This is a genomic window from Pseudomonas sp. R76 (genome assembly GCF_009834565.1).
Classification (GTDB): domain Bacteria; phylum Pseudomonadota; class Gammaproteobacteria; order Pseudomonadales; family Pseudomonadaceae; genus Aquipseudomonas.
Genome location: NZ_CP019428.1, coordinates 2,255,103 through 2,279,145, shown reverse-complemented (window position 1 = coordinate 2,279,145; position 24,043 = coordinate 2,255,103). Strand labels below are relative to the sequence as shown.

The 24,043-nt window shown below is 59.1% G+C and carries 20 protein-coding genes; 5 read left to right on the top strand and 15 right to left on the bottom strand.

The window, feature by feature from the left end; genetic code table 11:
- Positions 1-152: 152 nt before the first annotated feature.
- Positions 153-668, top strand: coding sequence for a 3-hydroxyacyl-[acyl-carrier-protein] dehydratase FabA (gene fabA / locus PspR76_RS10450; RefSeq protein WP_003210552.1), 516 nt, complete (start codon positions 153-155; stop codon positions 666-668).
- 11 nt (positions 669-679) lie between these two features.
- On the top strand, positions 680-1,900 hold the full coding sequence (gene fabB / locus PspR76_RS10445; RefSeq protein WP_017134470.1) for a beta-ketoacyl-ACP synthase I: 1,221 nt from the start codon (positions 680-682) through the stop codon (positions 1,898-1,900).
- Between the two features lie 177 nt (positions 1,901-2,077).
- Here the strand turns inward: fabB and PspR76_RS10440 are convergent, their stop codons facing one another.
- Entirely contained in the window at positions 2,078-3,706 is a 1,629-nt protein-coding gene (locus PspR76_RS10440) for a methyl-accepting chemotaxis protein (protein WP_159955112.1), read from the bottom strand.
- A 98-nt stretch (positions 3,707-3,804) separates the two neighbouring features.
- The gene (locus PspR76_RS10435) at positions 3,805-4,827 is read right to left on the bottom strand and encodes an amidohydrolase family protein (protein WP_159955111.1); all 1,023 of its coding nucleotides are present in this window, start codon (positions 4,825-4,827) and stop codon (positions 3,805-3,807) included.
- A 158-nt stretch (positions 4,828-4,985) separates the two neighbouring features.
- Between PspR76_RS10435 and PspR76_RS10430 the strand changes: the two genes are divergently transcribed.
- Positions 4,986-5,402, top strand: coding sequence for an OsmC family protein (locus tag PspR76_RS10430; RefSeq protein ID WP_159955110.1), 417 nt, complete (start codon positions 4,986-4,988; stop codon positions 5,400-5,402).
- A gap of 65 nt (positions 5,403-5,467) precedes the next feature.
- Positions 5,468-6,334, top strand: coding sequence for a pirin family protein (locus PspR76_RS10425; protein ID WP_159955109.1), 867 nt, complete (start codon positions 5,468-5,470; stop codon positions 6,332-6,334).
- 112 nt (positions 6,335-6,446) lie between these two features.
- Here the strand turns inward: PspR76_RS10425 and PspR76_RS10420 are convergent, their stop codons facing one another.
- The 4 genes from PspR76_RS10420 to PspR76_RS10405 form a co-directional block, all read right to left on the bottom strand.
- On the bottom strand, positions 6,447-7,175 hold the full coding sequence (locus PspR76_RS10420) for a dienelactone hydrolase family protein (protein WP_159955108.1): 729 nt from the start codon (positions 7,173-7,175) through the stop codon (positions 6,447-6,449).
- 66 nt (positions 7,176-7,241) lie between these two features.
- Entirely contained in the window at positions 7,242-9,146 is a 1,905-nt protein-coding gene (gene htpG, locus PspR76_RS10415; protein ID WP_159955107.1) for a molecular chaperone HtpG, read from the bottom strand.
- 89 nt (positions 9,147-9,235) lie between these two features.
- Positions 9,236-9,688, bottom strand: coding sequence for a PaaI family thioesterase (locus PspR76_RS10410; RefSeq protein ID WP_159955106.1), 453 nt, complete (start codon positions 9,686-9,688; stop codon positions 9,236-9,238).
- Complete coding sequence (locus PspR76_RS10405) at positions 9,685-10,161, bottom strand: PaaI family thioesterase (protein ID WP_159955105.1); 477 nt, start codon at positions 10,159-10,161, stop codon at positions 9,685-9,687. The genes PspR76_RS10410 and PspR76_RS10405 overlap by 4 nt, the downstream gene beginning before the upstream one ends.
- A 158-nt stretch (positions 10,162-10,319) precedes the next feature.
- On the opposite strand from PspR76_RS10405, the gene PspR76_RS10400 reads away from it, so the two are divergent.
- Positions 10,320-10,577, top strand: coding sequence for a hypothetical protein (locus PspR76_RS10400; protein ID WP_159955104.1), 258 nt, complete (start codon positions 10,320-10,322; stop codon positions 10,575-10,577).
- A 104-nt stretch (positions 10,578-10,681) separates the two neighbouring features.
- Here PspR76_RS10400 and PspR76_RS10395 read toward each other — a convergent pair whose 3' ends face one another.
- The 9 genes from PspR76_RS10395 to sdhA form a co-directional block, all read right to left on the bottom strand.
- Positions 10,682-11,416: a DUF599 domain-containing protein gene (locus PspR76_RS10395; protein ID WP_159955103.1), complete on the bottom strand. Its 735-nt coding sequence runs from the start codon at positions 11,414-11,416 to the stop codon at positions 10,682-10,684.
- Between the two features lie 237 nt (positions 11,417-11,653).
- Positions 11,654-12,967, bottom strand: a complete 1,314-nt coding sequence (gene brnQ, locus PspR76_RS10390) for a branched-chain amino acid transport system II carrier protein (protein WP_159955102.1) — start codon at positions 12,965-12,967, stop codon at positions 11,654-11,656.
- A 430-nt stretch (positions 12,968-13,397) separates the two neighbouring features.
- Positions 13,398-14,279 carry a succinate--CoA ligase subunit alpha gene (sucD, locus tag PspR76_RS10385; protein ID WP_003172813.1) on the bottom strand — a complete coding sequence of 294 codons (882 nt, stop codon included), beginning with the start codon at positions 14,277-14,279 and terminating at the stop codon, positions 13,398-13,400.
- On the bottom strand, positions 14,279-15,445 hold the full coding sequence (gene sucC / locus PspR76_RS10380; RefSeq protein WP_003233235.1) for an ADP-forming succinate--CoA ligase subunit beta: 1,167 nt from the start codon (positions 15,443-15,445) through the stop codon (positions 14,279-14,281). Before sucC ends, sucD begins: the two co-directional genes overlap by 1 nt.
- A gap of 204 nt (positions 15,446-15,649) precedes the next feature.
- A complete protein-coding gene (gene lpdA / locus PspR76_RS10375) occupies positions 15,650-17,086 on the bottom strand; it encodes a dihydrolipoyl dehydrogenase (RefSeq protein ID WP_159955101.1) in 1,437 nt (478 codons plus the stop codon).
- 101 nt (positions 17,087-17,187) lie between these two features.
- Positions 17,188-18,417 (bottom strand): 2-oxoglutarate dehydrogenase complex dihydrolipoyllysine-residue succinyltransferase, encoded by a 1,230-nt coding sequence (gene odhB / locus PspR76_RS10370; protein ID WP_159955100.1) that lies wholly within the window; start codon positions 18,415-18,417, stop codon positions 17,188-17,190.
- A 44-nt stretch (positions 18,418-18,461) separates the two neighbouring features.
- Complete coding sequence (locus tag PspR76_RS10365; protein WP_159955099.1) at positions 18,462-21,293, bottom strand: 2-oxoglutarate dehydrogenase E1 component; 2,832 nt, start codon at positions 21,291-21,293, stop codon at positions 18,462-18,464.
- A 261-nt stretch (positions 21,294-21,554) separates the two neighbouring features.
- Entirely contained in the window at positions 21,555-22,259 is a 705-nt protein-coding gene (locus tag PspR76_RS10360; protein ID WP_003172807.1) for a succinate dehydrogenase iron-sulfur subunit, read from the bottom strand.
- Positions 22,260-22,270: 11 nt separating this feature from the next.
- A complete protein-coding gene (sdhA, locus tag PspR76_RS10355) occupies positions 22,271-24,043 on the bottom strand; it encodes a succinate dehydrogenase flavoprotein subunit (protein WP_027607057.1) in 1,773 nt (590 codons plus the stop codon).

Sequence of the window (24,043 nt, the reverse complement as noted above, 5' to 3'; positions counted from 1 at the left end):
CAGTGAACAAGTGTACATTCAGTACCTTATCGCTGTGACTTTCACTACAACGCAATAGTCTATGTGTAGGCTGCCGACATGAGGCATGAACGCTTCATTCGGTTCGGGAAGATTTGCCCTACCCTGCCGCATGGGATTATTGAGGAGCTCGCATGACCAAACAAAACGCCTTTACTCGGGAAGACCTGCTGCGCTGCAGTCGCGGTGAGCTGTTCGGCCCAGGTAACGCGCAACTGCCCGCCCCGAACATGCTGATGGTGGATCGCATCACCCATATCAGCGAAGAGGGTGGCAAGTACGGCAAAGGTGAATTGGTCGCCGAGCTGGATATCACCCCTGACCTGTGGTTCTTCGCCTGCCATTTCGAAGGCGACCCTGTGATGCCGGGCTGCCTGGGCCTCGACGCCATGTGGCAACTGGTCGGCTTCTACCTGGGCTGGCAAGGCCTGCCGGGCCGCGGCCGCGCCCTGGGTTCGGGCGAAGTGAAGTTCTTTGGCCAGGTCCTGCCGACCGCCAAGAAAGTCACCTACAACATTCAAATCAAGCGCGTCCTCAAGGGCAAGCTGAACCTGGCCATCGCCGACGGTTCGGTGACTGTCGACGGTCGCGAGATCTATACTGCCGAAGGCCTTCGGGTCGGCGTATTCACTTCCACTGACAACTTTTAAGGGTTATCCGCATGCGCCGCGTCGTTATCACTGGTCTGGGCATTGTTTCTTGCCTGGGCAATGACAAAGAGACCGTCACCGCTAACCTGCGTGCAAGTCGCCCTGGCATCCGTTTCAACCCGGAATATGCCGAAATGGGTCTGCGTAGCCAGGTTTCCGGCTCCATCGACCTGCCGCTCGAAGAATTGATTGATCGCAAGATCTACCGCTTCGTCGGCCACGCTGCCGCCTATGCCTACCTGGCCATGAAAGACGCCATCGCCGACTCCGGCCTGAGCGAAGACCAGGTATCGAACGTACGCACCGGCCTGATCGCCGGCTCCGGCGGCGCATCGACCCTCAACCAGATGGAAGCGCTGGACATCCTGCGCGAAAAAGGCGTGAAGCGCGTTGGCCCGTACCGTGTAACGCGGACCATGGGCAGCACCGTTTCGGCCTGCCTGGCCACGCCGTTCCAGATCAAGGGCGTGAACTACTCGATCTCCTCGGCTTGCGCTACCAGTGCTCACTGCATCGGTACTGCGGTTGAGCAGATCCAGCTGGGCAAGCAGGACATCGTATTCGCCGGCGGCGGTGAAGAAGAACATTGGAGCCAGTCGTTCCTGTTCGACGCCATGGGCGCGCTGTCCACCCAGTACAACGAAACCCCGGAAAAGGCCTCCCGCGCCTACGACGCCAAGCGTGACGGTTTCGTCATTGCCGGCGGTGGCGGCATGGTGGTGGTCGAGGAGCTGGAACACGCTCTGGCCCGTGGCGCGAAGATCTATGCGGAAATCGTCGGTTACGGCGCCACTTCCGACGGCTACGACATGGTTGCGCCAAGCGGCGAAGGCGCGATCCGTTGCATGCAGATGGCGATGTCCACCGTTGATACCCCAATCGACTACCTGAACACCCACGGCACCTCGACTCCGGTCGGCGACGCCAAGGAAATGGAAGGCGTGCGTGCGGTATTCGGCGACAAGGCGCCGGCCATCAGCTCCACCAAGAGCTTGTCCGGTCACTCCCTGGGCGCCGCCGGCGTTCACGAAGCGATCTACTGCCTGCTGATGATGGAAGGCAACTTCATGGCCGGCTCGGCCAACATCGACGAGATTGATCCGGTGGTGGCTGATATGCCGATCCTGACCAAGACTGTTGAAAACGCCAAAATCGATACCGTGATGAGCAACAGCTTCGGCTTCGGTGGCACCAACGCCACCCTGGTACTGAAACGCTGGCAGGGTAAATAAGCCCCGCAGGTTGATCGCATGAAAAAGCCCCGACTGGTTCGGGGCTTTTTTATGGGTGACTGAATCAAGACCGAGTCGCTTTCATCGCAGGCAAGCCAGCTCCCACAGTTTGATGTGTGAACACAGTCAACTGTGGGAGCTGGCTTGCCTGCGATAGGCCCAACCCGGTGTAACGCCCTACACCGAAAACCGCGCCACCATGGTGTTCAGGTCCACCGCCAACCGCGACAGCTCCTGGCTCGCCGCACTGGTCTGGTTCGCCCCGGTCGAGGTCTGATGCGCCAAATCGCGAATATTCATCAAATTGCGATCCACCTCTCGCGCCACGGCCGCCTGCTGCTCCGATGCACTGGCAATCACCAGGTTACGCTCGTTGATCAAGGTAAACGCTGAGGCAATTTCTTCCAGCGCGGTGCCCGCCGCCTTGGCGATGTCCAGCGTAGACCGCGCCCGCGTATTGCTCTGCTGCATCGAGCTGACCGCTTGATCGGTGCCCTGTTGAATCCCCCTGATCATCTGCTCAATTTCCTGGGTCGACTGCTGCGTGCGATGTGCCAACGCCCGCACCTCATCCGCCACCACCGCAAACCCGCGCCCGGCATCCCCGGCGCGCGCCGCTTCAATCGCGGCATTCAGCGCAAGCAAGTTGGTCTGCTCGGCAATCGAGCGAATGACATCCAGCACCTTGCTGATGCCATAGACCTTCTGCGCCAGGTCCTCGACCTGCGTCACATTGGCGGTCACGTCCGTGGCCAGCGCCTCGATCGACTCTACCGTCTGGTGCACCTGCTCACGCCCGTGCTGGGCAATGCGGTCAGACTCACGTGAGGCCTGTGAGGTGGCCACCGCGTTGCTCGCCACTTCCTCCACCGCCGCCGTCATCTGGTTGACCGCCGTCGCCGCCTGCTCGATTTCCTGGTTCTGCTGGTGCAGGCCACGGGTGGCGTCCTCGGTCACACAACTGAGTTCTTCGGACGCCGAAGCCAATTGGTTCGAGGATTCGGCAATTCGCCGGATGGTGTCGCGCAGGTTCTCCTGCATGCCTTTGAGCGCCTGCTGCAAACGCGCCGGCTCGTCGCTGCCGGTCACGCTGATCTCGCCGGTCAAGTCGCCACTGGCCACGCCCTGGGCGACCTTCAATGACTGCGCCAATGGCAGCACGATGCTGCGCGTCAGCCACACCGCCAGCCCGATGGTGATCAGCGCGGTGAGCACAATCATGCCGACCACCCATGTGCGGGACTGTATGAACACATTTTGCGCCAGGTTCGCAGCCTGATTGGCGCTGGCTTTGTTCAGGGCGACCAAGTCGTGCAGCGTGCCGGCCATCTCGTCGGCGAGTTGGTTCATCTCGCCGTTGACGATCTTGATCGCGGCCTCCAGCTGATTGGCCTTGGAGAACGCCATAACCTGCTCCTGGCGCTGCAGGTACTGCTGCTCCTGCGTTTTGAAGCGATCAAACAGCGTGCGCTCTTCGGGCAGCACGATCAGCCCTTCATAGAGGGTTTGCGCTTGGTGCAGGCCATTTTTGAGGTCGGTGAGTTTCTGCTCGTTCTGCGCCAGCGCCTGGGGGTCGCGGTTAACCAGCAAGCGCAGGGTCAGCGCGCGGACCCGCAACAGGTCCTGGCTCATCTCCCCCACCGCCATCACGCTGGGCAGCCAGTTGTTTTCGACCTGATCCGACTGCTGGCGCATATTGGCCATTTGCAGCAGGGCGAAGCCGCCCAAGACGAACACCATCAACGCCAGTACGCCAAAGCCCAAGCCGGCGCGGGGGGCGATATTCAGACTACGGATACTACTCATTGCCTGGGTTCCTTCCAAAATGCGCTGCATCCACCTGCAGCGGGTCTCCTGAAAGGTATCGGCGCTTTATCGACTTTGCGTAAGACGAAAAGGCGATATCAATGTGCCTGCTCATCGCGAGGGGGTTTCGGCAGAATCGCCAGGAAGTTATCGCGTGCGACTTTGCGGGCTACGGCCTCGGGCAGCGCATCGAGGAAAGGATCGAAGCGGCGCATTTCCTTACCGAGTTTGTTGAAGCGCCCTACAACGTCCGAACCCAGCATAAAGCGCTCCGGGAAGCGCTCCACCAGCTTTAGCCACTCCGGCCTGGGTTTGCCCGCACTGTCGAGCAAGTACGGCGTGAGCATGCTCCAGGACAGGTCGATGTACAGATTGGGATAGGCCTCCAACAGTCGACTCAAGGTCGGCAGTAGAAAGTCCATCTGCACCTGATGGCGGTGGATCTCTTTACTGGTGCCGGCATGCGCCCAGATAAACCGGGTGTGCGGGTGGTTGCGCAGCGATTCTTCGACTTCCGCCAGGTACAGCGGGTTGCGCTCGCGCTTGGAGGTGATATTGGAATGCAGCATCACCGGCAGGTCGTTTTCGGCAGCAAGGTGATAAATGGCCGCCATGGCTTCGTTATTGGCGCGCGGGGTGTCGCCGGCGGTCAAGGCGGTCAGGTCATCGTGGCGCGTAAACACTTCGCCGATGCCTTGCCACAGCCCGGGATTGAGATCGAGCATGCGCTGGATATGCGCGGCGGAGTTTTTGTCGTTAGGGTTGAACCCGGACAGAAACGGATGGAAATGCTGGCGCTGCTCGGGCGTGAGCTTATTTACCGCAGCGGCAACGATCACGTCAGTGGCGCTGTACCAATAGGCATCGGCGTCATCACCGGCGTAGTAACGCGGGCGCTTGGGTTCGTCTTCGTGCCATTTCTTCGCCACGGGAATGCCGGAAATCATCACATGCTCGATGCGCGCGTCGGCCATCGCCTTGAGCAATTTATCCATGCTGGCGGTTTCCTGGAAAAAATCCACGTAATGCAGGTGCGCATCGCTGTAGGCATAGTCGCGCGCCTGCGCAGCAAGGCTGCTGGCGGCAAGCAACAGGGCGAGACTCAGGCGGTTCCAGGGCACGGTAAACCTCGATATCGGCTAATACGGGTAGACCTTGCGCGCGACCCAGGGGTTCATCCGTCAAAAAACACGGAACACCCCAGCGCCAGCATGTTCTATAAGTGCCAGCATGTTCTATAACTGCATGACCTTCATCCTGCCAAACCGTGAGGTTCACCATGCCTGTTACCGTCAACACCCTGAACCACGACAACTTTCGCCACAGTGTGAATATCAATAATCACGAACTGTTCACCGACCTGCCCAAAAGCCTGGGCGGCGACGACTCGGCGCCCTCCCCTCACGACTATTTCGATGCCGCCCTGGCGTCGTGCAAGGCCCTGACCGTCAAGCTCTACGCCCAGAAGAAAGACATCCCGCTGAGCGGCGTGACCGTGGAAGTCACCCACGACAGCAGCGAGGAGCAGCAGGGCAAGTACAAGCTCAACGTCAAGCTGACCCTCAAAGGCGTGCTCACCGATGCACAGCGCGACGAGCTGCACCGCGTAGCCGACCGCTGCCCGGTACACAAATTGATGACCACTGCCGAGGTCACCATCGAGACGAAATTGTCCGAAGGCGCCTTCAGCCAATAGCGCCACTCTCCCGCCGAGCGGGTTATGCTCAAGCAGCCTCTAACCCGCTCAGACAGGGACGCACCATGACCACCCTCACCGTGATCCGCCCGCGCGCCGAAGATGTCGAAGGCCAGCCGATCCTGCGCCCGCTGCCGTCGCGTGAATGCCGCAGCGTCGGGCCTTTTGTGTTTTTCGACCACATGCTGCCCACGCGCTATGCGCCGGGCACCGGCATGAATATCCGCCAGCACCCGCATATCGGGCTGTCCACGCTGACTTATCTGTTCGAAGGCGCGTTGCAACACAAGGACAGCCTCGGCTCGGACCAAGTGGTGCAGGCCGGCGACGTCAGCTGGATGACCGCCGGCAGTGCGATTGCCCACGTCGAGCGCACGCCCGAGGCGCTCAAGGCCGAAGGTTTCAGCCTGCATGGCCTGCAAGTGTGGCTGGCCTCGCCCAAAGACCACGAGACCGGGCCGGGGCACTACAGCCATCACGCGGCGGCGAGCTTGCCGGTGAGTGACAACCTGGGTGTGCATATTCGCCTGATCGCCGGCAGCGGCTTTTGTCTCAAATCGCCGGTGCCGGTGCTGTCGCCCACGCTATATGCCGAGGTGCGCATGCAAACGGCCACCACGCTGCTGATCCCGGATGAGCATGAGGAACGCGCGGTGTATGTGCTGGAGGGTGAGGCGCAGTTGGACGGCGAGGCGCTGGAGGTGCACAGCTTGGTGGTGTTGCCTGCCGGGCAGGACATGACGCTGTTTGCTGAAGGCGATTGCCACGTGGTGGTGTTTGGCGGTGCGCCGCTGGATGGGCCACGGCGGATCAATTGGAATTTCGTGGCGAGCGACCCGGCCATGATCGAACAGGCGCGGCAGCGTTGGGCGGCGGGGGATTGGCCGACGGTGCCGGGGGAAACAGAAAGGATTGAGTTGCCGGTGAGATGATTGTTCCCACGCTCTGCGTGGGAACGCAGCCCGTGACGCTCCGCGTCACAAAGAGCGAACGCAGAGCGTCCAGCCAGGCATTCCCACGCGGAGCGTGGGAACGATCACATCGTCAGCCCTTGAACACTTCATCCAGCAAGTCATGCATCGATTTGAAAGCCCGCTTGGCGGTCTTCGCGTCGTACATCATCTTGCCCGGCACATTGGCGTGCGGGTCGGTGAAGGAATGCACCGCGCCGCCGTAGCTCAGCAACTGCCAATCCACACCGGCCGCATTCATTTCAGCTTCAAACGCCGGCAGCTGCTCTTTGGGCACCAACGGGTCGGAAGCACCGTGCAATACCAGCACCGAGCCCTTGATGTGCTTGGCGCCTGCCGGGTTCTGCGTGTCGATAGTGCCGTGGAACGATACGGCAGCCTTCAACGGCGCACCGGTACGCGCAAGCTCCAGCGAGCAGAAACCGCCAAAGCAGAAGCCGAAGGTCGCCAGCTTCGAGGTATCAACCGCCGCTTCGGTCTGGCTTTGCAGTTGCTCGAACGCCGCCTGCAGACGCTTGATCAGCGCCGGGTTGTCATTTTTCAACGGCATCATCGCCGCGCCGGCCTCATCGCCATTCGAGGGGCGCACAGTTTGCCCGTACAGGTCGGCGATCAGCACCACGTAACCCTTGGCGGCCACGCTTTTGGCGATCTCTTCGGCACCCGCACTCACACCCATCCAATTCGGCGCCATCAGCAGGCCCGGCAATGGGCCTTGGTGGCCGGCATCGAACGCGAGGCGGCTTTCGTAAGACTGGCCATCAATCTGATAGACCACGGAACGTACAGTGACTTGGCTCATCATTTACTCCAGTTGAAGTGCGTTAGAACGAAAAAACCCGCCGAAGCGGGTTTTTCTACAACGGTGTTAAACCGACAGTTCAACCAACAGCTTGTTCAGTCGGCGCACGTAGGCCGCCGGGTCTTTCAAGCTGTCGCCAGCGGCCAGGGCGGCCTGGTCGAAGAGGATGTGCGACAGGTCGCCAAAACGCTCTTCGCTCTGCTCGCCGTCGAGTTTCTCGATCAGCGGGTGAGCCGGGTTGAATTCAAAGATCGGCTTGGAATCCGGAACCTTCTGGCCGCTGGCTTCGAGGATCTGACGCATCTGCATGCCCAGGTCCTGCTCGCCGATGGCCAAGATCGCCGGTGAATCCGTCAGACGGTGGGAAACCCGCACTTCGCTGACCGCATCGCCCAAAGCGGTCTTGATCCGCTCAACCAGGCCTTCTTTGGCCTTGGCGACTTCTTCGGCTTCTTTCTTCTCTTCTTCGGAGTCCAGGTTACCCAGGTCCAGGTCACCACGGGCCACGTCGACGAAGGTCTTGCCGTCGAATTCGCTGAGGTAGCTCATCAGCCACTCATCGATACGGTCGGTCAGCAGCAGCACTTCGATGCCTTTCTTGCGGAAGACTTCCAGGTGCGGGCTGTTCTTGACCTGCGCGTAGGTTTCGCCGGTCAGGTAGTAGATCTTGTCCTGACCTTCTTTGGCGCGTGCCAGGTACTCGGCCAGCGACACCACCTGCTCACCGTCTTCACCCTGAGTGGAGGCGAAGCGCAGCAGACCGGCGATTTTTTCCTTGTTGGCAAAATCTTCCGCCGGGCCTTCTTTCATGACCTGACCGAAGTTTTTCCAGAAGCCTTTGTATTGCTCAGGCTCGTTCTTCGCCAGTTTTTCCAGCATGTCGAGCACACGCTTGGTCAGCGCCGACTTCATGGAATCGATGATCGGGTCTTTCTGCAGGATTTCCCGCGACACGTTCAGCGACAGGTCGTTGGAATCGACCACGCCTTTGATGAAGCGCAGGTACAGCGGCAGGAAGGATTCCGCCTGGTCCATCACGAACACGCGCTGCACGTACAGCTTCAGGCCTTTTGGCGCTTCGCGCTGGTACAGGTCGAACGGCGCACGGGCTGGCACATAGAGCAGCGAGCTGTATTCCAGCTTGCCTTCAACCTTGTTGTGGCTCCAGCTCAGCGGGTTCTCGTAGTCGTGCGCGATGTGCTTGTAGAACTCCTGGTATTCCTCGTCTTTGACTTCGGTACGAGGGCGGGTCCACAAGGCGCTGGCACGGTTGACCACTTCCCATTCCTGGGCAGGCTGCTCTTCACCCTCAGCGGCCGCTTGTTCTTTGGGCAACTCGATCGGCAAAGCGATGTGGTCGGAATATTTCTTGATGATGTTGCGCAGGCGCCAGCCATCGGCGAATTCGTCTTCACCGGATTTGAGGTGCAGCACGATGCGGGTGCCACGGTCAGCCTTGTCGAGGGTGGCGATTTCAAACTCGCCCTCACCTTTGGACGACCAATGCACACCTTCGCTGGCGGCAAGGCCGGCGCGGCGGCTGAACACTTCAACTTTGTCGGCAACGATGAAAGCCGAGTAGAAGCCCACGCCGAATTGGCCGATCAGGTGCGAATCTTTTTTCTGATCGCCAGACAGGTTTTTCATGAAATCGGCGGTGCCGGATTTAGCGATGGTACCCAAATGGGTGATCGCGTCTTCGCGGCTCATGCCGATACCGTTGTCTTCGAGGGTGACGGTCTTGGCGTCCTTGTCGAAGCTCACACGGATTTTGAGTTCGGCGCCACCTTCCAGCAACTCAGGCTTGGACAGGGCTTCGAAACGTAATTTGTCGACAGCGTCAGAGGCGTTCGAGATCAATTCGCGAAGGAAAATTTCCTTGTTGGAATACAGCGAATGGATCATGAGGTGCAGCAGCTGCTTCACCTCGGTCTGGAAGCCCAGGGTTTCCTTTTGAGTTTCCACACTCATGGTCATCAAACTCCAATTGGATGGCAGTGGCCGCGCCCTTGAGGGTTGGCGGCGGGTTGTCATCAAAGTTGGGGGCTAAGACCAGGATTTCAAGGGCGGGCCGATTCCTCAATTTTGAAATGTGCACGGGCGGTGGCGATCGGTTCGGCCGCGGTACTTTGCCAGGCGGTGATCGCCACATTCGCCACGCGACGGCCCTGGCGCCACACCTGGCATTTGGCGTAGGTGTCGCGAAACTGCCCGGCGCGCAGGTAATCCAGGGAAAAGTCGATGATTTTCGGGATGCCTGGCGAGCCGGTAAATACCAGCAAATGTAACGCCGCCGACAGTTCCATAAACCCTGCGATCACGCCACCGTGCAGCGCCGGCAATATCGGGTTACCAATGTTGTCCTTGTTGGCCGGCAGGCGAAACAGCAATTCATCGCCCAAGCGCGTGCATTCAATGCCGATCAGCTTGGCGTAGGGAATCAGGTCGAGCAGCGCTTCGTAGTTACCGCGTTCATGGGCCTGCTCCAAGCGAGTCTTGAATCGATGCGTCATACCTGTTCTCCCTTGATAGCGCTGCCCAGTCCTTGTGCGCCCTTGAGGCGCTTGCCCATGCGCATGAACGTGCCCACCACGTGGGCGATGGGCTGTTGCGGGTCATCCTGATAGGCGAAGCCACGGGTGAAGATCACATCGGTGGTGACCCGGTAGCACTGCGCAAAGCCGTACACCGGTTTGTGCGGTTCGGCGGGATGCATGTAGTCCACACGCAAGTCGAGGGTCGGGCACACCTCGAATTCGGGCAACACACACAGGGTGGCCATGCCGCAGGCCGTGTCCATCAACGAGGTGAGCGCGCCGCCATGAATCACCCCGGTTTGAGGATCACCGACGATATGCGGGCCGTACGGCAGTGACAGCGTCATGCCCTCCTCGCTCGCGGCATGGACGCTGATGCCAAGCACCTGGCAATGGCGCAGGGCCGAAACAAAGCGTGTGGCACGCGCTAACAGGGGATTTTCGGTCATATGTTCTCGACTCTTATTAGTGTTGATCCGCGGAGTGTGGGGTGCGGGTGAAAGTTCCTTGAACCCCCGCGTTTATATATCTGGGGAATAAAAGGAACTAATGCTGAACCCTCAGGCTCGAAAGGCCAGTAGATATCTTCAATAAGGAGAAACACCCCATGCGCAAGACTTTAGCTATTTCCATGATGTTCGCCGCTGCCCTCGGTCTCGCTGCCTGCGATAAAAAATCCGAAGACAAAGCCCAAGATGCCCAAGCGCATTCTGAGCAAGCTCAGAAAGACATGGCCAAAGCTCAGGATAAAGTGAACGACGCTGCAAAAGAAAACGCCGATGCTGCCAAAGCTCAGGCTGATGCGAACGCTGAAAAAGCAAAAGAAGACGGCACCGCCACACCAACAGCGCCTGCCAAGCCTTAATCGCTTGGTTGTTGCTGCAAAAAAAGCCCGCTTATAGAGCGGGCTTTTTGTTGTCCGTCGTCTTATTCGGCGCCAGAAAGTTGCACTAATTCTAAAGCCTCTCACTAAGGTTCCTTCGCCGACTCCGTCAACGGGCTGTCAGTCGGGGTATAGACCATCACCTGCAGTACGTCGGAATGAAACTCTCGGCGATACAGCACGACCACGACCCCGCCGCTCATCAACATAAACAACCAGGGGCTGACAAACCAGGCCAACATGGTCATGCCAAAGTAATAAGCCCGCAGGCCAAAGTTGAATTGGTTGGCCGCCATCGAAATCACCCGCGCCGCCCTCAGCGCAAACGCCTTGCGCTCTTGCTCCGACACCTGCCGCTCACCGACCATCGGCGCAGAGCCCACCAGCACCGCCGCAAAGTTGTATTGGCGCATACACCAACTAAAAGTGAAAAACGCATAGACGAACACCAGTGCCAGGCACAGCAGCTTGATTTGCGACACGCCGTGGGAAGCCTGCTGCACCATGGGAATGTCCGCCAACAACAATACTGCCCGCTCGGAAGCCCCCAACACGGTGAGAATACCCGCCAGAATGATCAGCGTGCTGGAGGCAAAGAACGACGCGTTGCGCTCCAGATTGCCGATCACGCTGGCGTCGGCGATACGGTTGTCGCGCAGCAGCATGCGGCGCATCCAGTCTTCGCGGTACAAGTGCAGCACGCTGGCCAGGCAGGCGGTGTCGCGGGCTTTCCAGAGCGCGTAACGGGTGTAGCCGCCCCAACACAGCACGAACCAGAGGGCGGCGAGCAGGTGGATCTGATTGGTTTCAACGAACGACATGCGGGTCCTTGGACACAGTAAATGTAGGTAGGTGTACGCGGTCAAAAATGTGGGAGCGGGCTTGCTCGCGAATGCGGTGTACCAGTACCAGATTTGCTAGCTGACACTCCGCATTCGCGAGCAAGCCCGCTCCCACATTGACCGTGTTCGAACTTTAGAGCGTTGTTGTCTCACAGGCATAAAAAATGCCCCGTATCGATTGATACGAGGCATTTCAGTGAAGCGCGAAACCCTTCGTTAAGCGATCGCTTCGCTACGCTTGCCGAGCATGCGGTCAACCACGACAGCAACGACCAATGTCATCACCGACGGCACCAGCCAAGCCAGGCCTTGCTCGCTCAGCGGCAGGTGCGACAACTGCGTCGGCATCCAATCAGCCAGGCCTGCGCCCTTGAGCGCGTCAATGCAGCCAAAAATGAACGACACCAGCATCACCGGGCCAACGATGCGGCCCTGCTCCAGCCAGAAGTCTTTGCAGAAGCTCAGGGCCACCAGCACGATGCACGGCGGGTAGATCGCAGTGAGCACCGGGATCGAGAAGGCAATCAGCTTGGTCAGGCCCAGGTTGGACACAAACAGCGAGAACAGCGCGAGGATCACCACCAGCGTCTTGTAGGACAGCGGCAGGATCTTGCTGAAGTACTCGGCGCAGGCACAGGTCAGGCCCACGGCGGTGACCAGGCACGCCAACGAGATCAGCACGGCCAGGAAGCCGCTGCCCAGGGAGCCGAACGTATGTTGCACGTAAGCATGCAGAACGGCTGCGCCATTGCTGGCACCGGCGGCTACGGCGTGGCTGCCCGCGCCCAGGCGGAACAGGCTGATATACACCAGCGCCAGGCCCACGCCGGCAATCAGCCCGGCAATGATCGCGTAGCGGGTGATCAGCTGTGGCGACTCGACGCCACGGGAGCGAATGGCATTGACGATGACGATCCCGAACACCAGCGCGCCGAGGGTATCCATCGTCAGGTAACCATTGATAAAGCCCTGGGAGAACGGTGCGGCGACGTATTCCGGTGTGGCCACGCCAACGTCACCGGCCGGCAAGGCAAACGCGGCGATGCCGAGGATGGCCAGGGCGATGATTTTCAGCGGTGCCAGGAAACGACCAACGGTGTCCAGCAGGCGGCCCGGGTACAGGGAGACGAAGAACACCACCAGGAAGTACACCGAACTGTAGAGGAACAGCGCCAGCGGGCTTTCGCCGGTCAGCGGCGCCAGGCCCACTTCAAACGAAACGGTCGCGGTACGCGGGGTGGCGAACAGCGGCCCTACCGCCAGATACGCCGCCGCCGCGAGCAGGCCGCCGGCGATCTTGCCGATCGGGCTGCTCAACGCGTCCATACCGCCGCCGACCTTGGCCAGGGCGATCACAGTGATCACCGGCAGACCCACTGCGGTGATCAGGAAGCCCAGCGCTGCCATCCAGACGTGAGGCCCGGACTGCAAACCAACGATAGGCGGGAAGATGATGTTGCCGGCGCCCACGAACAGGGCAAAAGTCATAAAGCCTAACGCCAGGACATCCTGGCTTTTCAACACTTTCATTTGAGGAAATACCACACTACTGAATCGGAATTTAGAGAGGGATTCCCTATGGATGAGGGAACTGCTGCCGGTCCTTATGGGGACCGACCGGTCTAGCGCGCGGCTTCCTTTTGGGATGCGGACGCATAAAGAGGCGGCTAGAGTACAGAATTGGGCTGACAAACGCACTGTTGCGGGGCGAACTGTCCGATAAGCGACATCTGGATGTCGCATTTTCATACTTAAATTTGGCATACAGAACAATGTGGGAGCTGGCTTGCCTGCGATGCGGGCGACTCGGCGCATCAGGTAAACCAAGTCGATGCTATCGCAGGCAAGCCAGCTCCCACATTTTGACCTTCATCAGGCTCGCTACTTCAGCAAGTCCAGAAAGCACAAAGGCCACCCGAAGGTGGCCTTTGCCTGGTGAAGCGTCAGTTAAGCGCGAGGCTTACTTGACAGCCCAACCGGTCAGCTCAGCCAGGGCTTTGCCGATGTCTGCCAGCGAACGCACGGTTTTAACGCCTGCGTCTTGCAGTGCAGCGAATTTCTCGTCTGCAGTGCCTTTGCCGCCAGAGATGATTGCGCCAGCATGGCCCATGCGCTTGCCAGCAGGGGCAGTCACACCAGCGATGTAGGAAACAACCGGCTTGGTCACGTGTGCCTTGATGTAGGCAGCCGCTTCTTCTTCAGCCGAACCGCCGATCTCACCGATCATCACGATCGCTTCGGTCTTCGGGTCTTCCTGGAACAGCTTCAGGATGTCGATGAAGTTCGAACCCGGGATCGGGTCACCGCCGATGCCGACGCAAGTCGACTGACCGAAACCGGCGTCAGTAGTCTGCTTAACAGCTTCGTAGGTCAGGGTGCCGGAACGCGAAACGATACCGACTTTACCTGGCAAGTGAATGTGACCTGGCATGATGCCGATCTTGCATTCGCCTGGGGTGATCACGCCTGGGCAGTTAGGGCCGATCAGGACTACGCCCAGCTCGTCGCACTTAACTTTAGCGTCCAGCATGTCCAGGGTAGGAATGCCTTCGGTGATGCAAACGATCAGCTTGATGCCGCCGAATGCCGCTTCCAGGATGGAGTCCTTGCAGAAAGGAGCTGGAACGTAGATCACGCTGGCGGTGGCGCCAGTGGCAGCTACAGCATCTTTCACAGTGTTGAACACTGGCAGGCCCAGGTGCTCGGTGCCGCCTTTGCCCGGCGTTACGCCGCCAACCATCTTGGTGCCGTATTCGATGGCTTGCTGGGTGTGGAAACTACCTTGCGAACCGGTAATACCCTGGCAGATAACTTTGGTGTCTTTATTAATCAGGACGCTCATTATTTGCCCTCCGCAGCTTTGACAACTTGTTGAGCAGCGTCGGTCAGGCTGGTAGCCGCGATGATGTTCAAACCGCTTTCTGCCAGTACTTTAGCGCCCAGTTCAGCGTTGTTACCTTCAAGGCGAACAACAACCGGGATTTTAACGCCGACTTCTTTCACTGCACCGATGATGCCTTCGGCAATCATGTCGCAACGAACGATGCCGCCGAAGATGTTAACCAATACTGCAGCGACGTTGGAGTCGGACAGGATGATCTTGAAGGCTTCGGTAACGCGTTCTTTGGTAGCACCACCGCCTACGTCGAGGAAGTTGGCAGGTTTGCCGCCATGCAGGTTGACGATGTCCATGGTACCCATGGCCAGGCCAGCACCGTTGACCATGCAACCGATGTTACCTTCCAGGGCTACGTAGTTCAGTTCGAACTTGGCAGCGTGCGCTTCGCGCGGATCGTCTTGCGACGGATCGTGGAAAGTCTTCAGCTTAGGCTGACGGTACATGGCGTTGGCGTCGATGTTGATCTTGGCATCGAGGCAGTGCAGATCGCCGTCAGCCTTGATCACCAGCGGGTTCACTTCCAGCAGGGCCAGATCGTGATCCTGGAACAGTTTGGCCAGACCTACGAAGATCTTGGCGAACTGGGCAACTTGCTTGCCTTCCAGGCCCAGCTGGAAAGCCAGCTCGCGACCCTGGAATGGCTGAGCGCCAACCAGTGGATCGATAGTGGCTTTCAGAATTTTTTCTGGGGTTTCGTGAGCGATTTTCTCGATGTCCACGCCACCTTCGGTGGAAGCCATGAACACGATGCGACGGCTCGAACGGTCAACGACAGCGCCCAGGTACAGCTCTTTAGCGATATCAGTGCACGATTCAACCAGGATCTTGGTGACTGGTTGGCCATTGGCATCAGTCTGGTAAGTCACCAGACGCTTGCCCAGCCACTGCTGTGCGAAGGCCTTGGCGTCTTCTTTGCTGCGAACCAGCTTAACGCCGCCCGCTTTACCGCGACCACCAGCGTGGACCTGGGCTTTGACAACCCACTCGGTGCCACCGATTTTGTCGCAAGCTTCTGCTGCTGCTTCCGGGGTGTCTACTGCGTAGCCCTTGGATACTGGCAGGCCGTATTCAGCGAACAGCTGCTTACCCTGATACTCGTGAAGATTCATGCTTTTTACCGTCTTCGTTAGGTACTGCGCATTCGGCGCTGCGCTCATTATGAGTGCCGCGCCACCTGTGACTGCTGCTCGCGCAGCTTGCGGGGCTTAATGCCCGTAAAGCTGCGCAAGACTGCGTCCAGCGGATATTCCGCGGTGAGTCTTGCGCGCAAGGCTCACGACGGGCAACTCCGCCGTGGTTTCTTATTATCTCGCTTAGCGCTTCTTCTTGTTGGCGATGTGGATGGCGCCGCCATTCACTGCCAACGCTGCTTCGTGCAACGCTTCGGACAGGGTCGGATGGGAGAAGACCATCATGCCCAGGTCCTCGGCACTGGTGCCGAATTCCATACCGATTGCGCCTTGCTGAACCAGTTCTGCAGCGCTTGGGCCAATCACGTGGACGCCCAATACGCGGTCAGTCTTGGCATCAGCGATGACTTTGACAAAACCACCGGTGTCGTTGGCTGCCATGGCACGGCCAGAAGCGGCAAACGGGAAGGTGCCGACGTTAACTTCAACGCCTTCAGCTTTCAACTGCTGTTCGTTCTTGCCGACCCATGCAATTTCCGGGTGGGTGTAGATAACCGACGGGATCAGGTCGTAGTTCATCTGGGTTTTGTGGCCCTTGATGCGCTCGACAACCATGATGCCTTCTTCGGAAGCCTTGTGCGCGAGCATCATGCCGCGAACCACGTCGCCGATGGCGTATACGCCAGGCACGGTGGTAGCGCAGTGATCGTCAACGTGGATGAAGCCACGCTCGTCGATATTCACGCCGCTGTCGGAAGCCAGCAGGTCGGTGGTCACTGGACGGCGACCCACGGCTACGATCAGCTTGTCGAAGGTGATGGTCTGCTCGCCTTCTTTATCGGTGTAGGTCACCACGACTTCTTCGCCGTTAACCTTGGAACCGGTAACACGGGCGCCCAGCTTGATGTCCAGACCTTGTTTGGTCAGGGTTTTCAGCGCTTCTTTGGACACCGCGGTGTCGGCAGCCAGCAGGAACGTGTCCAGGGCTTCCAGCACAGTCACTTGGGAACCCAGGCGGGACCATACCGAACCCAGTTCCAGGCCGATCACGCCAGCGCCGATCACGCCCAGACGCTTAGGCACGGATTGGAATTCCAGGGCGCCGGTCGAATCAACGATCACGTTCTGGTCAACTGGAGCCGGTGGAATGTCGATTGGACGCGAGCCTGGGGCCAGGATCACGTTCTCGGCTTCGATCACTTCTACCGAACCGTCAGGCTTGGTGATTTCAACTTTCTTGCCGGCCAGCAGTTTGCCGTGGCCTTGCAGGGAAGTGACGCCGTTGGCCTTGAACAAGGTGGCAACGCCGGACGTCAGGCCTTTAACGATGTTGGCTTTACGGCCGACCATTGCTGGCACGTCCATGGTCACACCAGCATGGTTGATGCCGTGGATCGCGAAACCGCTTTGGGCTTCGTGGAATTTCCAGGAGCTGTCCAGCAGCGCCTTGGAAGGAATGCAACCGACGTTCAGGCAAGTACCGCCCAGTGCCAGTTTGCCTTCCTTGTCGGTGTATTTTTCGATGCAAGCAGTCGAGAGGCCCAGTTGTGCGGCCTTGATGGCGGCAACGTAGCCGCCAGGACCTGCACCAATCACTACAACGTCAAATTTCTGCGACATGAAAATAGTTCCTCTATTTAGCAGCAAGCTTTCAAGCCGCAAGCCCCGAGCCCAGCCGCCTTATCCGGCAGCCTGTCACTCGAGGCCTGCAGCTGCTTCTATCAGATATCCAGCAGCAGACGAGCCGGGTCTTCCAGCAGGTTCTTGATGGTCACCAGGAAAGTCACGGCTTCTTTACCATCGATCAGGCGGTGATCGTAAGACAGTGCCAGGTACATCATTGGGCGGATCACGACTTGGCCGTTGATGGCCATCGGACGCTGGATGATGTTGTGCATGCCCAGGATCGCAGCTTGTGGCGGGTTGACGATCGGGGTCGACATCATCGAACCGAAGGTACCACCGTTGGTGATGGTGAAGGTACCACCGGTCATCTCGTCGATGGTCAGCTTGCCGTCACGGGCTTTCTTGCCGAAGCCGGCGATGCCGCCTTCGATTTCAGCCAGGCTCATCAGTTCGGCGTTACGCAGAACCGGCACTACCAGGCCACGGTCGCTGGACACGGCAACGCCGACGTCTGCATAGCCGTGGTAAACGATGTCGCCGCCGTCGATGGAAGCGTTGACTGCCGGGAAGCGTTTCAGCGCTTCGGTGGCCGCTTTCACGAAGAACGACATGAAGCCCAGGCGCACGCCGTTGTGGGACTTCTCGAACAAATCCTTGTACTTCGAACGCAGGGCCATGACTTCGGTCATGTCGACTTCGTTGAAGGTGGTCAGCATCGCCATGTTCGACTGTGCTTCAACCAGGCGCTTGGCCACGGTGGCACGTACGCGAGTCATCGGCACGCGCTTCTCGGTGCGGTCGCCGGCAGCGAACACAGGCGCAGCGGCAGCTGGAGCAGCAGCTTTGGCAGGTGCGGCAGCTGGAGCGTTCTTCTTGGCTTCAACAGCAGCAACCACGTCTTCCTTGGTCACACGGCCGTCTTTGCCAGTGCCTTTGATGGAAGCCAGGTTGATGCCGTTTTCTTCAGCCAGCTGACGTGCAGCCGGTGCAGCGATCGGGTCTTCGCCAGCAGCAGCCGGAGCGGCGGCCGGAGCAGCAGCGGCAGCAGCCGGTGCAGCGGCGGCGGCCGGAGCAGGAGCAGCAGCGCCGCCCTCTTCGATCGAACCCAGGATCTGGTTCGACAGAACGGTAGCGCCTTCTTCGGCAACGATTGCGCCCAGTACGCCGTCAGCTTCAGCCAACACTTCCAGAACGACTTTGTCGGTCTCGATGTCGACGATCAGGTCGTCACGCTTAACAGCGTCGCCTGGTTTCTTGTGCCAGGTGGCAACGGTGCCATCGGCAACCGATTCCGGGAATGACGGGGCTTTGATTTCGATAGCCATTATCTGTGGGTCCTTAAAATTCGGTTTCAGTCAGCGCGAAGGCGTTAAACAGTGAAAGCATCTTGCAGCAGTTTTTCCTGCTGCTCGGCGTGCATCGACGCATAACCACACGCAGGTGCAGCAGAAGCATCACGACCGGCGTACTCAAGGCCCAGGCCTGTCTTGTGGTTGCCGATGCTGCGACGCAAGTGATGCTGGCTGCTGTACCAAGCGCCCTGGTTCATCGGTTCTTCCTGACACCACACCACGTTGGTGAGGTTGGTGTAAGGCGCGATGGCCTCCATCAGGTCGTCTTCCGGGAACGGGTAAAGCTGCTCGATCCGCACGATGGCGATGTCTTCGCGGCCTTCGGCACGGCGTTTTTCCAGCAAGTCGTAGTAAACCTTGCCGCTGCACAGGACCAGGCGCGTGACCTTGGCCGCGTCCAGGGTGTCGATCTCTGGAATAACGGTCTGGAACGAACCGTCGGCCAGATCTTCCAGGGTCGAGATGGCCAATTTGTGACGCAACAGCGATTTCGGGGTCAGCACTACCAGCGGCTTGCGCAGCGGACGGATCACCTGGCGACGCAGCAAGTGGTAGATCTGGGCCGGGGTAGTCGGCACGCACACCTGGATGTTGTGCTCGGCGCACAGCTGCAGGTAACGCTCCAGACGGGCCGAGGAGTGCTCCGGACCCTGACCTTCATAACCGTGTGGCAGCAACATGGTCAGACCGCACAGACGGCCCCACTTGTGCTCGCCGCTGGTGATGAACTGGTCGATAACCACCTGGGCACCGTTGGCGAAGTCGCCGAACTGGGCTTCCCAGATCACCAGCGCGTTTGGCGTGGTGGTCGAGTAGCCGTATTCGAACGCCAGTACGGCTTCTTCGGACAGGAACGAATCGTACAGGTCGAAACGTGGCTGGCCTTCGTACAGGTTCTGCAACGGGATGTAGGTGCCCGCGTCTTTCTGGTTGTGCAGCACAGCATGACGGTGCGAGAACGTACCACGGCCGATGTCCTGGCCGGTCATGCGGATCGGGTGACCTTCGAACGCCAGGGTCGCGTACGCCATGGTTTCGGCGTAACCCCAGTTGATCGGCAGGCCGCCGGCTTGCATCTTCTGACGGTCTTCGTAGATCTTCGCAACCTGGCGCTGCACCACGAAGCCTTCCGGGATTTCCAGCAGCTTGGCAGACAGTTCCTGCAAGGTTTTCAGATCGAACGAGGTGTCGTGACGTGCAGTCCAGGCGTGGCCCAGGTACGGACGCCAGTCCACGAACAGCTCTTTGTTCGGCTCTTTAACCAGGCTTTTTACTACATGCAGACCGTTGTCCAGCGCGTTGCGGTATTCATCGACTTTCGCCTGAACACGCGCATCGTCAACCACACCGGCCTTGATCAGGCTTTCGGCGTACAGCTCACGGGTGGTGCGCTGCTTGGTGATCTGCTGGTACATCAACGGCTGGGTGCCGCTAGGCTCATCCGCTTCGTTGTGACCGCGACGACGGTAGCAAACCAGGTCGATTACCACGTCACGCTTGAACTGCATGCGGTAGTCGATGGCGAGCTGGGTCACGAACAACACGGCTTCCGGATCATCGCCATTCACATGGAGGATCGGCGCCTGGATCATCTTGGCAACGTCAGTCGCGTACTCGGTAGAGCGCGCGTCCAGCGGGTTGCTGATGGTGAAGCCCACTTGGTTGTTGATGACGATGTGAACCGTACCGCCGGTCTTGAAGCCGCGAGTCTGCGACATCTGGAACGTTTCCAGGACCACGCCTTGACCGGCAAATGCCGCGTCACCGTGGATGGAAATCGGCAGAACTTTCTCACCGGTGGCATCGTTACGACGATCCTGGCGAGCACGCACCGAACCCTCGACCACTGGAGAAACGATTTCCAGGTGGGATGGGTTGAAGGCCATGGCCAGGTGAACTTCACCGCCGGTGGTCATCACGTTGGACGAGAAACCCTGGTGGTATTTAACGTCACCGGAGCCCAGCTCGACCTTCTTCTTGCCTTCGAACTCGTCGAACAGCTCGCGCGGGTTCTTGCCGAAGGTGTTGACCAACACGTTCAGGCGACCACGGTGAGCCATGCCGATCACGATTTCCTTGGTGCCATAGGAACCGGAACGCTGGATCAGCTCGTCGAGCATTGGAATCAGGCTTTCGCCGCCTTCCAGGCCGAAACGTTTGGTGCCTGGGTATTTGGTGCCCAGGTATTTCTCGAGGCCTTCGGCCGCGGTCACGCGCTCCAGCAGGTGGCTGCGCACATCGGCGGACAATACCGGACGGCCACGCACGCCTTCCAGGCGATGCTGGAACCAGTGGCGCTGCTCGGAATCGGTGATGTGCGTAAATTCAGCGCCGATGGTGCGGCAATATGTCTGCTGCAACGCTTCGTGAATTTCGCGTAGGCTCGCTTCCTCTTTGCCGATGAACAGGTCGCCGGCACGGAAGGTCGTATCAAGATCGGCATTGGTCAAGCCGTAATGATTGATCGACAGGTCAGCAGGTGCAGGACGCTTCCAGAGCCCCAGCGGGTCAAGCTGGGCCGCCTGGTGGCCACGCATCCGGTAGGCCTGGATCAGTCGCAATACTTCAACTTGCTTCTTCTCATGCTCGCTGCTCACGCTGCCGGCGGAAACCGGTTGGGCGCGGCGCTGGTTCTTTGCCAGCAGCACAAACTGATCGCGAATTGTTGCGTGCGATACATCGGTGGCAGCGTTGCCGTCTGAAGACAACGTCTGAAATTTGGTGCGCCATTCTTCTGGCACAGCGTTAGGGTCGTGCAGGTAGAGCTCATAAAGCTCTTCCACATAGGCAGCGTTACCACCTGAAAGATAGCCGCTGTTCCACATGCGCTGCATCACGCTTTCTTGCATGCTTGGTCACCCTCGATTTGGGGACACCACCGGCGAAAACACCGAGTTTGCTTGCAAAAGGCCAAGTGCAGCGACCAAAACAAGCCACTTAGGATCACGCTGATAGTTCGGGTACCAACCCGAATGCCCCTGCTTGTCTCATTTCTTCAAAATAAGAGCCGCGGCTTTGTAAGTCGCTGCTCAAGTTAAAACTACGGCGCCGGTTGAAGCCTGCGCCGTAGCATTTACGGGCACAACGGTCCTGCTTTGCTACAACGTCGCTTACACGCCGCTTTGCAGCAGCATGTTACGGATGTGACCAATGGCCTTAGTCGGGTTCAGGCCTTTGGGACATACGTTGACGCAGTTCATGATCCCGCGGCAGCGGAATACGCTGAACGGGTCATCCAGTGAAGCCAGACGCTCGGACGTCTTGGTGTCACGGCTGTCTGCCAGGAAGCGGTACGCTTGCAGCAGGGCAGCTGGACCCAGGAACTTGTCCGGGTTCCACCAGAAGGACGGGCACGAAGTCGAGCAGCAAGCGCACAGGATGCACTCGTACAGACCGTCGAGCTTTTCACGCTCTTCCGGGGACTGCAGACGCTCGATGGCCGGAGCCGGCGTGTCGTTCTGCAGGAACGGCTTAACTTTCTCGTATTGCTTGTAGAAGATGCTCATATCGACGACCAGGTCACGGATAACCGGCAAACCTGGCAGAGGACGAACGATCAGCTTGTTGCCTTTAACCACGGCGGACAGCGGCGTGATGCACGCCAGGCCGTTTTTGCCGTTGATGTTCATGCCGTCGGAACCGCACACACCTTCACGGCAAGAGCGACGATAGGAGAAACCTTCGTCCTGCTCTTTGATCAGTGCCAGTACATCCAGCACCATCAAGTCTTTACCACCGGTATCGACCTGGAATTCCTGCATGAACGGCGCAGCGTCCTGATCAGGGTTGTAGCGGTAAACACTGACTTTCAACATGGCAGCCACCCTTAGTAAGTCCGAATCTTCGGTTCAAACGTCGGAACCGTCTTCGGCGAGAAGTTCACAGCACGCTTGGTTACGCGCTTGTCACCCGGGAAGTACAGGGTGTGGCACAACCAGTTTTCGTCATCGCGATCTTCAAAGTCTTCACGAGCGTGAGCACCACGGGATTCTTTACGAACCTCGGCGGCGATCGCCGTCGCTTCAGCCACTTCCAACAGGTTTTGCAGCTCAAGGGCTTCGATACGAGCGGTGTTGAACGCCTGGCTCTTATCGTTGATCTTGACGTTGGCGATGCGCTTGCGCAGATCAGCCAGCTGGGCAATACCCTTCTGCATGTATTCGCCGGTACGGAATACACCGAAGTAGTTCTGCATGCAGCTTTGCAGCTCGCGACGCAGGGTAGCCACGTCTTCGCCATCGGTGCGCTCGTTCAGAGCGTTCAGGCGCGCCAGGGCCGCTTCGATGTTGGCGTCGGTGGCGTCATCGTATTCGATGCCGTCAGTCAGTGCCTTCTCGAGGTGCAGGCCGGCAGCGCGGCCGAATACCACCAGGTCGAGCAGCGAGTTGCCGCCCAGACGGTTGGCGCCGTGAACCGATACGCAGGCCACTTCGCCTACTGCAAACAGACCGTGGATGATCTCGTCCACGCCTTCGGCGTTCTGAGTGATCGCCTGGCCATGAATGTTGGTCGGCACGCCGCCCATCATATAGTGGCAAGTTGGAACAACCGGAACTGGAGCAACTACCGGGTCAACGTGAGCGAAGGTCTTGGACAGCTCACAGATACCCGGCAGGCGGCTGTGCAGGACTTCTTCACCGAGGTGATCGAGTTTCAGCAGTACGTGGTCGCCATTCGGGCCACAGCCGTTGCCGGCGATGATTTCTTTAACCATCGAACGGGCAACAACGTCACGACCCGCCAGGTCTTTCGCGTTCGGAGCATAACGCTCCATGAAACGCTCGCCGTGCTTGTTGATCAGGTAACCACCTTCACCACGGCAACCTTCAGTAACCAGTACACCGGCGCCGGCGATGCCGGTTGGGTGGAACTGCCACATCTCGATGTCTTGTACCGGCACGCCTGCACGCAGGGCCATGCCGACGCCGTCACCGGTGTTGATCAGGGCGTTGGTGGTGGACGCGTAGATACGGCCTGCACCGCCGGTGGCCAGAACGGTAGCCTTGGCGCGGATGTAGGTGGTTTCACCGGTTTCGATGCAGATCGCGATCACACCGACAAAGGCGCCGTCGGCGTTCTTCACTAGGTCAACTGCGTAGTACTCGTTCAGGAACGTGGTGCCGGCTTTCAGGTTGCCCTGGTAAAGCGTGTGCAGCAGCGCGTGACCGGTACGGTCGGACGCAGCGCAGGTACGGGCAGCCTGGCCACCTTTACCGTAATCCTTCGACTGGCCGCCGAATGGACGCTGGTAGATACGACCTTGCTCGGTACGCGAGAACGGCAGACCCATGTGGTCCAGCTCGAACACGGCGGCCGGGCCTTCTTGACACATGTATTCGATAGCGTCCTGGTCACCGATGTAGTCGGAACCCTTGACGGTATCGTACATGTGCCAGCGCCAGTCATCGTTCGGGTCGGCGGACGCGATGGCGCAGGTGATGCCACCCTGGGCCGAAACGGTGTGGGAACGCGTCGGGAACACCTTGGTGATCACGGCAGTCTTGTGACCGCCCTGGGCCAGCTGCAGCGCTGCGCGCATGCCAGCACCGCCGCCACCAATAATGATGGCGTCGAAGGAAATAGTTGGAATGTTAGCCAT

Excerpts from the sequence above, each read along its gene's own strand:
- brnQ (WP_159955102.1), bottom strand. The coding sequence starts at position 12,967 with ATGAAAGTGTTGAAAAGCCAGGATGTCCTGGCGTTAGGCTTTATGACT.
- PspR76_RS10425 (WP_159955109.1), top strand. The coding sequence starts at position 5,468 with ATGACCACCCTCACCGTGATCCGCCCGCGCGCCGAAGATGTCGAAGGC.
- odhB (WP_159955100.1), bottom strand. The coding sequence starts at position 18,417 with ATGGCTATCGAAATCAAAGCCCCGTCATTCCCGGAATCGGTTGCCGAT.
- sucD (WP_003172813.1), bottom strand. The coding sequence starts at position 14,279 with ATGAGCGTCCTGATTAATAAAGACACCAAAGTTATCTGCCAGGGTATT.
- lpdA (WP_159955101.1), bottom strand. The coding sequence starts at position 17,086 with ATGTCGCAGAAATTTGACGTTGTAGTGATTGGTGCAGGTCCTGGCGGC.
- PspR76_RS10400 (WP_159955104.1), top strand. The coding sequence starts at position 10,320 with ATGCGCAAGACTTTAGCTATTTCCATGATGTTCGCCGCTGCCCTCGGT.
- PspR76_RS10395 (WP_159955103.1), bottom strand. The coding sequence starts at position 11,416 with ATGTCGTTCGTTGAAACCAATCAGATCCACCTGCTCGCCGCCCTCTGG.
- sucC (WP_003233235.1), bottom strand. The coding sequence starts at position 15,445 with ATGAATCTTCACGAGTATCAGGGTAAGCAGCTGTTCGCTGAATACGGC.
- fabA (WP_003210552.1), top strand. The coding sequence starts at position 153 with ATGACCAAACAAAACGCCTTTACTCGGGAAGACCTGCTGCGCTGCAGT.
- htpG (WP_159955107.1), bottom strand. The coding sequence starts at position 9,146 with ATGAGTGTGGAAACTCAAAAGGAAACCCTGGGCTTCCAGACCGAGGTG.
- PspR76_RS10420 (WP_159955108.1), bottom strand. The coding sequence starts at position 7,175 with ATGAGCCAAGTCACTGTACGTTCCGTGGTCTATCAGATTGATGGCCAG.
- PspR76_RS10405 (WP_159955105.1), bottom strand. The coding sequence starts at position 10,161 with ATGACCGAAAATCCCCTGTTAGCGCGTGCCACACGCTTTGTTTCGGCC.
- PspR76_RS10430 (WP_159955110.1), top strand. The coding sequence starts at position 4,986 with ATGCCTGTTACCGTCAACACCCTGAACCACGACAACTTTCGCCACAGT.
- PspR76_RS10360 (WP_003172807.1), bottom strand. The coding sequence starts at position 22,259 with ATGTTGAAAGTCAGTGTTTACCGCTACAACCCTGATCAGGACGCTGCG.
- PspR76_RS10440 (WP_159955112.1), bottom strand. The coding sequence starts at position 3,706 with ATGAGTAGTATCCGTAGTCTGAATATCGCCCCCCGCGCCGGCTTGGGC.
- PspR76_RS10365 (WP_159955099.1), bottom strand. The coding sequence starts at position 21,293 with ATGCAAGAAAGCGTGATGCAGCGCATGTGGAACAGCGGCTATCTTTCA.
- fabB (WP_017134470.1), top strand. The coding sequence starts at position 680 with ATGCGCCGCGTCGTTATCACTGGTCTGGGCATTGTTTCTTGCCTGGGC.
- PspR76_RS10410 (WP_159955106.1), bottom strand. The coding sequence starts at position 9,688 with ATGACGCATCGATTCAAGACTCGCTTGGAGCAGGCCCATGAACGCGGT.
- sdhA (WP_027607057.1), bottom strand. The coding sequence starts at position 24,043 with ATGGCTAACATTCCAACTATTTCCTTCGACGCCATCATTATTGGTGGC.